This window comes from Parasutterella muris, assembly GCF_009767915.1.
Classification (GTDB): domain Bacteria; phylum Pseudomonadota; class Gammaproteobacteria; order Burkholderiales; family Burkholderiaceae_F; genus Parasutterella; species Parasutterella muris.
Genome location: NZ_WSRP01000016.1, coordinates 47,597 through 60,263, shown reverse-complemented (window position 1 = coordinate 60,263; position 12,667 = coordinate 47,597). Strand labels below are relative to the sequence as shown.

12 protein-coding genes and 3 tRNA genes are annotated in these 12,667 nt (G+C 39.0%); 7 read left to right on the top strand and 8 right to left on the bottom strand.

The window, feature by feature from the left end; all coding sequences use genetic code 11:
• Positions 1-99: 99 nt before the first annotated feature.
• Entirely contained in the window at positions 100-975 is an 876-nt protein-coding gene (locus E5987_RS06490) for an HNH endonuclease (protein WP_160335284.1), read from the top strand.
• 92 nt (positions 976-1,067) lie between these two features.
• Complete coding sequence (locus E5987_RS06485; RefSeq protein ID WP_160335283.1) at positions 1,068-1,466, top strand: hypothetical protein; 399 nt, start codon at positions 1,068-1,070, stop codon at positions 1,464-1,466.
• Positions 1,467-2,098: 632 nt separating this feature from the next.
• On the opposite strand, the gene E5987_RS06480 is transcribed toward E5987_RS06485, so the two are convergent.
• Complete coding sequence (locus E5987_RS06480; protein WP_160335282.1) at positions 2,099-2,491, bottom strand: hypothetical protein; 393 nt, start codon at positions 2,489-2,491, stop codon at positions 2,099-2,101.
• A 72-nt stretch (positions 2,492-2,563) separates the two neighbouring features.
• Positions 2,564-3,397, bottom strand: coding sequence for a hypothetical protein (locus tag E5987_RS06475; protein WP_160335281.1), 834 nt, complete (start codon positions 3,395-3,397; stop codon positions 2,564-2,566).
• Positions 3,398-4,305: 908 nt separating this feature from the next.
• Between E5987_RS06475 and E5987_RS06470 the strand changes: the two genes are divergently transcribed.
• Entirely contained in the window at positions 4,306-4,602 is a 297-nt protein-coding gene (locus E5987_RS06470; protein ID WP_160335280.1) for a hypothetical protein, read from the top strand.
• Positions 4,603-6,024: 1,422 nt separating this feature from the next.
• Positions 6,025-6,240: a hypothetical protein gene (locus E5987_RS06465; RefSeq protein WP_160335279.1), complete on the top strand. Its 216-nt coding sequence runs from the start codon at positions 6,025-6,027 to the stop codon at positions 6,238-6,240.
• 208 nt (positions 6,241-6,448) lie between these two features.
• Here E5987_RS06465 and E5987_RS06460 read toward each other — a convergent pair whose 3' ends face one another.
• The 6 genes from E5987_RS06460 to E5987_RS06435 form a co-directional block, all read right to left on the bottom strand.
• Entirely contained in the window at positions 6,449-6,682 is a 234-nt protein-coding gene (locus tag E5987_RS06460) for a hypothetical protein (RefSeq protein ID WP_160335278.1), read from the bottom strand.
• Positions 6,683-6,939: 257 nt separating this feature from the next.
• A complete protein-coding gene (locus E5987_RS06455) occupies positions 6,940-7,248 on the bottom strand; it encodes a DUF8033 domain-containing protein (protein WP_160335277.1) in 309 nt (102 codons plus the stop codon).
• A 186-nt stretch (positions 7,249-7,434) separates the two neighbouring features.
• Entirely contained in the window at positions 7,435-7,632 is a 198-nt protein-coding gene (locus E5987_RS06450) for a hypothetical protein (RefSeq protein WP_160335276.1), read from the bottom strand.
• Positions 7,633-7,984: 352 nt separating this feature from the next.
• Positions 7,985-8,377 carry a DUF7222 domain-containing protein gene (locus E5987_RS06445; RefSeq protein ID WP_160335275.1) on the bottom strand — a complete coding sequence of 131 codons (393 nt, stop codon included), beginning with the start codon at positions 8,375-8,377 and terminating at the stop codon, positions 7,985-7,987.
• Between the two features lie 1,783 nt (positions 8,378-10,160).
• The gene (locus E5987_RS06440) at positions 10,161-10,565 is read right to left on the bottom strand and encodes a hypothetical protein (protein WP_160335274.1); all 405 of its coding nucleotides are present in this window, start codon (positions 10,563-10,565) and stop codon (positions 10,161-10,163) included.
• A 259-nt stretch (positions 10,566-10,824) separates the two neighbouring features.
• Positions 10,825-11,124: a hypothetical protein gene (locus tag E5987_RS06435; protein ID WP_160335273.1), complete on the bottom strand. Its 300-nt coding sequence runs from the start codon at positions 11,122-11,124 to the stop codon at positions 10,825-10,827.
• Between the two features lie 675 nt (positions 11,125-11,799).
• On the opposite strand from E5987_RS06435, the gene E5987_RS06430 reads away from it, so the two are divergent.
• The 3 genes from E5987_RS06430 to E5987_RS06420 all read left to right on the top strand — a co-directional run bounded on the left by E5987_RS06430 (position 11,800) and on the right by E5987_RS06420 (position 12,650).
• A tRNA-Pro gene (locus tag E5987_RS06430) sits at positions 11,800-11,875 on the top strand.
• Between the two features lie 254 nt (positions 11,876-12,129).
• Positions 12,130-12,218 (top strand) — tRNA-Tyr (locus tag E5987_RS06425).
• A 358-nt stretch (positions 12,219-12,576) separates the two neighbouring features.
• Positions 12,577-12,650: transfer RNA gene (locus E5987_RS06420), tRNA-Phe, on the top strand.
• Positions 12,651-12,667 lie beyond the last annotated feature (17 nt).

Genomic DNA, 12,667 nt, shown 5'->3' with positions numbered 1-12,667 from the left:
CAGGGATTACTCTTTAAACAGTAAACTTTAACTAGGTTTAACAACATCAAGTAGTCAACCGATTTCAGGAAATGACAGCCCAAAAACCAAGGATAGATTATGAAAATAGTGCGATTAAACTGGACAGATAAAGCTTGTCCAATTTCGTGTATAGAAATTCTAGAGAGAGAAAAGAGAGGCTACTGGAAGTCGAGCGTCTCTGTCAGAAAGAAACAAAAATTTCTTTTGTATAAGTGCAAAAGCAAGTCGAATGCGGGAATTATAGGATTTGGCTATTTTACAAGAGACGGCGCACACACTCTAGACAAACATGAAATTGAAAAATACCGACTAAACTTAATCGAGAATGCTGAATCATCCAAATTCGTAGAAATTCAACTGATAGAACTCAACATCAATCGGCCTCTCGTCAACGAAAAAGAACTCAACGATTTCTTTGGTGAATTAAAAAACTTTGCCACTCAAGGATCAACCGTCATCAATTATAATTACCAACCACAAGCTGTCGAACTTTACAACCGCCTTCTTATCAAACACAGATATAAAGCATGTGAAAGTAATCTATCAAAAATAGATAATGCACTTGCTTCAGAAAATGTTAAAACGGAAATTCGAAAAGAGGTCACGCACAGAATCGGTCAGGCATGGTTACGAGAACAGCTTTTAGAGCTTCATCACGGTATGTGTCAAGTAAGCGACGAAACAAGACAAGACTTATTAATCTGCTCTCACATCATCCCATGGAGCGAAGATAGGGACAATCGACTAAATCCAAATAATGCTCTGCTTCTGGCGTTCAACTATGATTTTCTCTTTGATAAGGGATACATAACCTTTGATGATGACGGAACAATCATAACTTCAAAAGAAGTAAGAAACTGCTTTGGGATAGAAGACGGGAGAAAACTTCGAGAATTAAACGACGAAACAAGAGTGTTTCTTAAATACCACCGAGAGCGTATTTTTAAGAGATAAGAATGATGAGTCGTAACCATCTTAGAAAGATTGTCACACAATTAGCAAGAAACTCAATTCAACAACCTTACTAAAGTAACAAGGAGAAAACAATGAAAAAACTTATACCTCTTTTGGCTTTATTAGTATCTCTTTCTGGGTGTGTTACTACAGACCCAACAAATTTAGATGAGGCGAATTTCGTTTCGCCAAAAGCTCAAGCTGAAAAAACGACCGAAAATAACGTAAAAATCACGGTAGTTAGAGATCATGGAAATCTAATCGGATCAATGAATAGTTATTACGTTAAGGATAATGATAGAGAGATTGCCGAACTAAAACCCAAAGACAAAACAGTGTTCTATACAACTGCGGGAAAACATAGAATCGCATGTGCTTGGTTCACAGGACAAGGCTTTGAACACTTTTCCGTACTTAGTCCAAATGAAGAAGCTGTATTTCACTGCGGTGTCTATGGGCACGGATTAGGCTATATAAATCGAACTGAATAATTCAGGGGATAAGGATTGATAGAACGGGTCTTCTGGCTGGGGGATAAGGACGAGTTGGGGGATTTGTAGGAAAAAGGAGGGATGTATGCAATTACCCCTGGGGTGATTTTAGACTTCACCCCTCCCCTGTACATCTCTCCCGTTGGTCTGTTTTTCATGATGAAATCAGGTTCAATCTGTCGGTCGTATTTAATTATCATTGTTGTTTGTTCATTACTCATCACTGTTCAATGTTCAATCTGTTCACTACTCATAATTGTTTGCAGTATGTTGAATAGAGATAATCACAGGTCAATTTGAACAGTTGACAACAGAACACTGTTGTTACTCCCATTCATTGCAGTACAAATAAAAAAATCGATTACAGGGCGTCAAAATAGCGCTGTAATCGATTTAATTATTGAATCTATTATGTAGAGTCAAAAAAACAACGCCCGCTTGATACGGGCGTTATTTGAGGGGTTTAAATCAGTTATTTGTTATGATAAAAAACATAGTAAATGAAATGTACAACGATCACAATGAGCATACCTGCAATCGTGATTAAAACCGCTTGGTCGTCTGTCATGATGTTTACCCCTTTAATTAGTTGAAATGAGCGGGCGGGATTGAACCCGCCCTAATGATTGGTCTTATACTGACGGTTCAAGAATCGTTTTGATCAGCTCGTTATATAAACGACGGTGCATATTGCTACTGAGATCAAACATAATTTTGATTTCATTGTCAGCACCACAAAAAATAGATTGAAAGTGCTCCCATATATTGTAGTTATCGGGATAGTCTTGCATTTCTTCTTCTACAGCGTCAATATTCATCACTGCGATAACATAGTCTTTACCACGCTCGGGCTTGATTAAATAGCAATCAACCTGAATAACCAGCTGACCAACACCGATAATGATCGTGTCGTTAACACCGTCGTTATCTTCGATACGGTCATAAGAAAAACGACAGAGCGACGCATAGCGGGTGAGACCGTAAAGTTTTGTGTAAAAATCTAAAAGTTTTTTGTTTGATTTCATATTGTTAACCTATAAAATGATGATTAATTGAGTGGTCAGGTGGGAGTTAACCCACCTGAGAGATGGGAGGGGTTAGTCTTTTCTACCCGCTAATGCTTTGAATAACGGGAGGGCGTGAGAGAGAATCACCACAGGGGTGTTTTTCTCGAATTTTTTATAGTTAATCAGCCCGAGCGCTCTACTTAATTTTTTACATTGCCCTGATTGAGCTTTAGCTGTACCAATGGTATAACTGCTAGCGTCCCGCTCTCTCAGTTTTTCCCTGACCTCTGTAGAGAGGTGGTATTTTTTATTATTTGCGTAATACATCAAACTGAAACGAGACAAATCAGTCATTCCCTCGCACATCGCAATGAAGAATATTGCGAGGTATGTATTACGGGCGGGGCGGTTCTCTGCAAGTGCAGAAATAAACTCAGGTAGTTTCCCTAATTCTTTTTGCGCTACATAGTTAGGGTCGCTCTCGTTTGTGATAGCGATGTTTTTTGCAAACTGAAGAGCAAAACCAGCGGGATCGGGGTGATTGGTCAGTTTCCCAACTGCGACTAAATTAGAATACAGTTGCTCGGGATTGTTTTTTACCTCATTCATAAACCTGCGAGAATCACGAACGAACGTATTAACGGGCTTAAGCTCGTTTGCTCTGTCAAGTCTCAATTTGTAATTTAAACGTGCAATAGAAACGAATTTTTCAACCTGAGCGGTTAATGAACGTTGTTCATTTGCAGACTGAAGGGCGCTCAGCTGTTTAGCTGTTGTTTTGCGGGCGGGGTTCTTAGTTTTGAGACATTTCCCATTTTCAGGGAAATTTACTAATTTTTGAGAAACCAGATTAGCGGTCTTTTCATTAAGAGCATTAATTTGCTCAGCAGTCGGTTGACTGAAAATAAAAGTAGATCTTTTCATAATTGCTATATATAAAGAGTTAGTGATTTACTGTAGCGATTAGGTAGTGAACTAATCTCTACGCTTCACATTCTACACTGATTTTTGAAAATGTCAAGAAACACCAATAGGGACAAACCCCATACAGGGAAGTCCCTAAGATGGTGTTTGAGAGTGAAATTAGACGAGCTAGCAATTATGAAAAAAAAACTCGCTAATTTTTCAGGTCACTACTCCCTATCACTCTCAAACATAACTTGTCAATAAAGAATAACCCTAATAAGAGTATTCCCTAAAGTGGTGGGCGGGATAATTGCGTTATAGGTCAACCGCAATCACCCCATACGGGTCATCACTCCCATAGCCCATTAGCAAATATCTTTACCCCTAAACTCAGACCTGCTGCTTTTAGGGTTTTTACCGAGATTAACCCACCCCGCTTTCACGTTACAGGTGGGTTATTTTGCACTTTACCCACCCCTGCTCCGCACTTTTCGCAATCGCCAGCTTGCTTTGCGACTGGCGCACGAGACGATGCGTGCGCGTGGAGGATAAAATTCGCCCCGACAATGCGCCCATTATAGCGCATTTCCGTCGATGATGTCTTCGGGTTTACCGCTTGTCACCCGTTGATTCTACAACCGACGCTTGCGGCCCGCTTGTTTCTTGTACGTCAATCCTCGGATTTCTCTCATTTCCGTCCTTCTCCTTTTCCGTCGTTCCGTCACTCGCTTGTCGTTTGCTGGCGGTATGCAATATAAAATCCTCGGATTTATCGCTTTCACCACTATCAGAAATCCTCGGATTTATTGCGTTTTTTGAAGGAAATCTTACCCTCAATAACTCAGGAATTCTCTGTTTTTATTGATTATTTTTATACAGATAGTGATATAATACTTATATGGTAATTCATTAATTGAGAGGTAATTATGAAACATACGATTATTGACGATCATCCCGCTCTCGTATTCGAGAGCAAAGAAGATTATCAAAACAGTTTCCCAACTAATTTAGAAGAAAACACTGTATTGGTATTCACTTTCATTAAAAACAGTGATGATTTAGTCAACTTTCTTCATTTTGATCGCAAAAATTCTCTTGATTACTCAAGAGAATTCGGTAACGCACCTGCTGAGACAATTGCAGACTGGTTAATCGGTAGCGAAGATGATATTGGTCGTGCCGAGTTTACAGACCGTGGGATGATTGATTACCTTGAAGTGTAATCAATTACAACGCTGTCAGAAGCCCCGCAAGGGGCTTTTATTTTGCTCGCTTTAGCATATATAAACACTATAAAAATCCAGCTATGAGCTTAAAATCCGCACTCTTGCCTATTCCAAAAGACTCCTCTCAGTGCCAGAGTCTTATAGACCTCCTTTGCCAGAGTCTAAAGCACTTTCATTGCCTAAGCCGCAAGGTTTTAGCCTACAGCATAATCACTGCGCCTATGCCTAAAAGACTCGCCTATACAAGAAAGACTGCGCCAGAGTTTGAAAGACTATTGTGTAAGCCGAGGATTGTGAGACTTCAAAGACCACTTGCCAGCAATAAAGAAACCCCGCCTCAGCTTTTGCCTTAGCGGGGCAGACTGTCAATATTATCGACAATCGCAAATGTAGCCTAACAACTTACTAATCCCTACTCTACTGCCTATAGCTACTATTACTTTAAATAACCATATTAGGTATCGCCTGAACTTTCGGTGTGTTAAAATACACCTGAGTTTAAGAAAGACTTTTTGACTCATTTCTTAAAACCTTTAGTTTTGTATGCCCCGTTATCGCAACTAACGGGGCATTTGCTTTATCGTCCCGAAGGACAGCATATACGCCCGTATATACCTAAACGGAGTGGCTAAGAAATAAGAACCTTCTTAAACTGACTCAATTATACCGAAGTCACTTGTTTCGTATTTTCTGACGCCAACAAAAAACCCACTATTGGTAGTAGTGGGCTTAACAATAAGTATCTCACTAATGACTAGTGAGAAGATAGTTGGAAACACTCAAAGAGATTAGAAATGTTGTGTCGTTTCGATGGTTTTGAGAATTAAACAGTCTCATTTGACATACTACATCTTGTATGCCTTAGTTCTGATTGAAATTGTCTGTTAATTTGTTGGATTTATCTGATTTTTGATTTTGATTTTCTGTTTACTTTGGATGCAACTTCCCCATTAAATTTAATTTCTTAATTCTTGTTTAAGTCTCTTGTTTCTTAGGGTTTATCCCATTCGGTTGGAAAACCTTGAATCAAGTCAGCAGAAATTGGGAAAGCCCCCCTACCCCCCAGACTTGCTACTTAATTCCTTAATAAGTAACAGAGGTCTGAAAGATAGAGAAACCGCCAACCGCTGACCTATCAAGATTTAAACCAACCGAATAAACATTCGTGTAGTTCTAACCTCACTGACAAGTCCTCAATGTCTGAGTGCAGAAACAGCGAAAGCCCCCACAAAGGCAAAGATCGAAACAGCCCAGATGATACATCTGGAAAATTTTCATGTGCGATGCTAACACAAATTTTTATAATATGCAAGTAACTAATTACTTATATATCCAAGACCAAAATACTGTTATTGTGTTTATAATTGAATTGCAGATTGAACGAATCTGTAGCCGTCAATTACAAAACTGGAGAATGAAATGACAGAAACCCCCACACTTGCCGAGAACAAAGTTCTTTTATGCAAAATCGAAGAATGCAAGTTGATCAAGGCACAATTAAAAGCTCTGAAGGAAGTACGCAAAGCAATTTTGTTTTTGGATAAAACTGGCACTTGTAAAAACGAAATTAACGCCTTGTGGGACAAGTATTCTAAGGCATTATTTGCTCTTACTGACAGAGCATTAGAGCTCTAATTCGCAACTAGTCAACCGCTCAGAAACGCCCTAAAACGCTTTCTGAGCGGTTTTCTTTTCTCAGACGATAAATCACTCATGCTCGATTAGAAAACGCCCTATAAACGCTCTATAGCGGTTTAAACGGTATTCATGAATTAGAAGTAAGCAGTTAGTTATCTAATAAGCAAAATAAAAGCCCCTTTACGGGGCTTCAAATATTTGTCTGTTATTCGTATGTTACTGAGACAAGCAAACAAGTTGCATACTCATTGCAAACAGGGCAACGTTTTTCTGTGACAGAAAAATTACCATACTTATCTCTCAGAATTCTAACGTCTTTAACCTTATTTGTTTCAACCCATTCAGCAAGCATTTGAAGGTCGTCAAAACAAAGAGAACCCATGTTATTTCTTTCGTATGCAAGCGCATACTCATAGTAAATAGCGATAATTTCATTCATCATTAAACCCCTTGAATTTCTTGTTTCGATATGTATATTTTATCAGAGTGGTTGTTGGCGCACTTATAATCTGAAAACAGCGCCAATACCAATATCTTATTGATTTTCAGTAATATTCCGAGGATTACTTGCGAATAATTCCGAGGATTTGCCCAAAAGTGAATAACGCTGGATACCTTCAATTTTGTGATATAACTATCCAACGAAAATTATTGAAGAATAACCCCGCTTATTGCGGGGCTTCAAATATTGATTTGTTACTTGTCATTGTCGAGATAAGCGGGGTCAACTATCAAGAAAACGGGGTTAATGTGGCTTGCGGGACGTGCGTCCCAATCCCTTTTTCCTTTGTACTCCCCTTCCAGTGCGAAGCGGTCTGAGAACGCTTTTATGTGACGCCCCGTGGTCATTGACCATCTTTCGTCATTTTTAAAGAGCTTACCGTCTTTCACATAAGCGACGAACGTTGAATAAGACATCAAAAATTCCACTCCGTTTAGCGTCATAACCTGAGCTTTACCGTAAAAGCTCTTGCGTGAATCGGTCGGGTTTAAAGCAGTAAACATAATTAAAACCTCTCATAAAACAATTGAATATGTAAATATCGTAATTGAAGTAACATTGGCACACTTAAGCTAACTAATTGTTTCCTATGAATAATTTTTGATTAAATCCTAGGATTTAGCATGAAAATTTCCAGCGAAATTGAGCAAAAATAAACCCCGCTGATTAGCAGGGTGGGTTGTGTCAACTTACAGGTCTTTTTCTAACCACTTACCGCAGAAGCGGTAGTATTTTTTTTGAGAAGTTGAAAAACTGCGTTTGGTCAGGGACCGAAGGTCTCCCACTAAGTAGGAGAAGCGCACGTAATCAGCGCAGGTTATCTTGCTCTTTTGACGCAGAATGTTGTGTTCTCTGATGATTTCAGGGTTTAATTTAGCTAATTTCATAATTCAATTACCTCTATCAAAATTTATTTCTATAATTGAATTATGAAACATCTAAGTATGGATTGCTTACAATTCTTTTACCCCGCCATCAATGATAAGCGTGCAAGTCACGCCTCGGATTGTGCTTATTTTTGCGTCAACTGCGCCGTCTCTCTTTCATCGTGCCATTCGTCCTACGTGCGCACATGCGCTTTAAGCCTAGGATTTATGAATAAGATTTCCAGCGTTTTTGTTTGACACTCCTCGGATTTGTTTTGAACATTTCCTAGGATTTAGGGATATCGAAATACTTGTAGGAAAATGCGACTGCTGACGAAAAGAGCGGGATTGACTCCCGCCCCTTGTCTGGGTTTTATTCCCCTTCTATGATGATTCTCACTAGATTTTCAACATAAGCCCATACATACGCATTCTTTGCGTATTTTGAACAGGTGAGAATATCACCATAGGTTAAACCGAGACTATCACACAGCATATCAAGACCGACCTCTTGCGCAACACATTCGATATGCTCAGCAACTTCTTCGTTTCTTTCATAGAATGCTGTTGTATCAGAGTAGTACGTGAGTGCGAGACAGCAACCCGAAGAGCAACCATCGTTATAGATAGCTTCAAGCTCGTTGCGAAGCGCTTCAAGATCTTCATCGTCATCATCTTCGCTATAACCAAGCTCATGCAAAAGATTGACTATTTCATAGTCTTTTTCCCACAGGGCTTTAGTCTTTTCTAAACTTAGCAGTGTCATGTTTTGCCTCTCTAAAAATTATTGAACATGTTGTTATTATTAATCAGCTAATAATGGCACGCTTGAAATCTTTTAACCCCGCCAAACTCATTTTTCTTAAAGCTCAATCCTTGGCTTGAACTCAATCAATTGTGTTTTCTCTTCTCTTTTGTCTTTTCTGTGCATCCGTGGCTCATGTGCGCACACATGTGCTTGGAGGATAAACTTCGCCATGGAATTGTCATCCGAGGCTTTTCTTCGCAGGCAATATGTGCTTGGAGGATAATTTCCGTTCATAAAAGCCGAGGATTTCTCATCAAGATTTCCTTGGATTCTGAAAAATCTGCTGGATAAAAATGTCGTAGATGAGTTTTGATTAATCCTATAGGGACGATCATTCCTCAAGCCCCGTGGATATTGATGTTTCAAAAATCGACTTTTTCAAAAATCCTTGCAGTTAAAACGCATTTTTGGGCGATTTCTTGCCTTTTATTGCCTCTTTTTGATGAAAGACTGAAGCCAGTTCGATTCCCATAAATATATAATCAATCTGCTGAGAGATTCCTTGCCAAAATGGGATGAGGCTATTCAAAATCTGCCATTTTTCACTGAAATTTCCCACTTTACTCTATGCTAGTGGCAAATAAGCATAGAAAACGCACCATGCGGCATATTCCCAGACTTCTATTTCTCTATATAGATAGTCTTGTAATGCGTCTATAGCCCCGTTTAATGCGTTTCTTGTGTATTGCCGAAGGCATTCACAGAAACTCTCGGCATAACTTGGCAAAAGGAACGCCATGACTATAACAATTTTGAAAAAATTGAGCTAATTTTCACTCAAAATTGATGGAAAAACCCCACTTTTCCCAAAAATGACCATTTTTACAAACCCAATAACGACGGGCGTTTAGGAAAACTCGTCCCAATAGCGTTAATCAAAAAATTTTCAAAAAATTCCGACTATAACAATTTTGAAAAATGAGCCTCGGATTAATCAATTTTCTAACTCAAATTTCCAGCAATGAGCCTAGGCTTTGAAGACTCATTGTCTTTCAGTCAGATAACTTGCCTATGGATAAAAGACAGCCTAGGAATCACAGACTTCCGAGGATTATGGAATTGCCAGCAATTGAAGGACTGGAAAGCCTCTATGCCATTGACCCTTAGCCTAGGATTGAACCATTGTGAATTAAAAGTGGGAAAACGGGGTTATTTTTGATACAAAAGTGGGAAATTGAAGCTGGAAATGAGTTAAAATAATGGTAAAAGTGGGACAATGTCTCAAAAAGACGAATCCGCTTCATCGCCCCGCCTATTTTCTGCTCCTTATCCCTAGTTTTTGTTTGTTATCCCTAGTTTTTGTTTGTTATCCCTAATTACTTGTTTCTAGTTCTTGTTCCCGCTATTCCTAGCTTCTGTTCTTCATTTCTAATTGCCGTGTGTTATCTCTGTTTGCCATTAGTCATTCCCGCTCTTTCGGTTCTAGCCTCTGTTTCTATCCCGCTACTTCTGTGTCTTTGTTTGTCGATTCTGCATTTACTATTCTACTTGCCTTGAATTGCCTGTTTTTATCTTTAATATCCCGACTATTGTTCATTCTGTTATTGGTGTTATTAGATTGTTTGTTTTCTATTCTGATAATTGAGTTAATCATTTTGTAGGCCTAGGATTCGTTTGAATTGTTATTGTTGGTGTGAATTGTTTTTGACAGCTCTTTTATTGAAACGTTTAGGCGTATATAAAAACCGCAGAATTTTGTTCTTGCGGTTTTGTTTGATTGAATGTGAATTTTTAACTGAATTTAATCATCAGTCAGTGAAAAATTATCGATTACAAAATAATTTGAGATGATTTTTGAATAGTCAATCTGTGAAAATTTAGATGGAAAATTCTGCTCATCTAAATCAAAAGAATCGATAATCTCGTTTTCTTCATCAATAACATCAATTTCATTGACATCGGGCAAAGACTCAATCCACCAGACGCCATAAAGATTTTCTTTTGTGACTTCAATCTCTTTAGTAATGCGATTGAAAAGAAAACCCTCATTGTAATTGACTCTGATATCGTCTCTAACCGCTGTTACCACCGCAATACCGATGGCTTCTTTCTCATTGATTTTATCGATTTCAAAATGCTGAGAAATTGACCAATTGTCTTGAGCCATTAAATGCTTCAATTGGCTAAGCTTCATTTGCTGATTCATAGAATACCTCTTAAAAGAATTTCGTATGAACCTATTATAATTTTTGTAAGTCTGGACTGCTTTACAACTCTAAAACTTGTCAAAACATAATTACTTCTTTTTCTCGTAGTTTCTGCCTAGGATTTTTAGAGAGGATAAAATTAAATTATTCTTTAAAAACAAATAGTTAGATCGATGAATCTTTAAAAGTAAAGACAAAAAGTTAAACCTGTCGGGATTGGTGGGAAACCGACAGGTTTGTTTAGAAAAAAATGAACGGTTAATATTCGCTCTTTAACTTGCTGAGCACCTGCAAAATAAAGGGCGTGATGAGCATCTTTTCTGAAGCTGTTAATGAACAGTGATACTGCGCAAAGGGACTCGACTGTAAGCTCTCTTCAATATCATTAAACACGTCTTCAATCGTGTAGTTTTTGATGATATTGATCGCATTCTTGCCCGCTTCAGAGTCTGCGCCCTCATCTACTATCGTGTTTTCCATGCTTTTAATTTGAAAAACACCATTAAAAATTCGGTCGCTTCTGTCTTGCACAACCTCTTCTAAACTCGCTTTTCTCATTTAAGTTACCTCTCTTAAATCTATCTGCTTCGATCTTAAAGCATAGCGGGTTGGACTGCTGTGATTAGATAAAGATGCGCCTCAAATCGTCTAAGTACAATTACCAATATTTAAGTAATCGATTAGTTATCTTTAAATGATATAATTAGCTCTATAAAAAAAAGAACTGCATGTTTTATTCCTTACTTAACCACCTGGATTTTCTGGGCTTAACAGACTACCCTGTTCAAGCCCTTATTTTTTGACTAATGAAATTGACTAGGTATAAATCCTTATGTCGAGACTAATTTAAGTAATCGCTTAGTTATTTATTGCTGATATAATGTACTTAATAAAGTTCATTATGTTTCATGCGTAGCAAGTGAGACTTGAAATTAAGACTTTCAAGTCTCACGTTCAATGGGGAATGTAAGGTGACAAACAAGACGTGAACGAGTCAGATTCAGAGCGTGACCGAGCAGTAGCGAGTTGTCTGCAAACAACTCCAAGGTTTTCAGAATCATAAACTGAGTAAACGTGGTGCAAATCCACCCTCTGAATCTCAAAGGGAAAGGTCTCTCCCTAAACAAACCTAGACCAATGGGTGATGTAGCGAAGGATTAGTGCTGAGTTCCTGAATGGGAGTAGGGTTTTAGAACCTTAGAATTCTCAAGCCCCTGTACATCACCCTGCTTTCAGGGCGTAGCTCAGTTGGTAGAGTTCTCGGTTTGGAACCGAGCGGTCGTTGGTTCGAGTCCAACTGCCCTGACCATCTTTAGAGACTGTGCTCCAGAGTCTAAGCTGTAGCGGTTTTATCACTTTTGTCCAGAAGAAGTGAGGTTGCGCACTTAACCATAGCAGTGCGGGAGTTGGGGACTTCTTCCAATTAAAGTCTCTTGGTCTGGTCAGCCAATCATAAGCATGTGGTCTAAAGCGCAAAGTGTTTATGAAAAGTGACAAGAGGTTTGAATAATTTCAGACCTCGCCTCAAAGTCATTTAGAGATAGATGATTTTGAAGTTAAATTCGGAAGGTGGCTGAGTGGTTAAAAGCGGCGGACTGTAAATCCGCTCCCCTAACGGAGGTTCGGTGGTTCGAATCCATCCCTTCCGACCATAGAGATTTATTAGAGCTGTAGTTTTAAGAACTTATCGATGATCACGGGCAGAAGTTCAGAGGGAAAAACGAAGCGAAAATGCACGGTGGACGCACCGCTAGACGTGACTGGCGCATTTCGTTTTGATTCTGGTTCGATTCCAGACAGCTCTTCCATATTTGCTTTAACAAGCATGTAAAGGGTCGCCCTTGCACTATCTGTACATATAGGTCTCGCAAGACTTGTGTACAGAATCCGTGCAAGGTCATTGCAGGGTGCAGATGCGTAGCGAACATCTGTGAAGGGGTATTGTCGGGTGCACAGCAATTCTCCCGTGAGGTCGTTGATATGCGCACTAGATCAAAGGCCTCATTTAAAGACAGGGTAGCTCAGTCAGGTGTAGAGCAACGCAAAATTGGCGAAGGTCGGTGGTTCAAATCCATCCCCTGTCGGTTCTAATTAAGGAGAA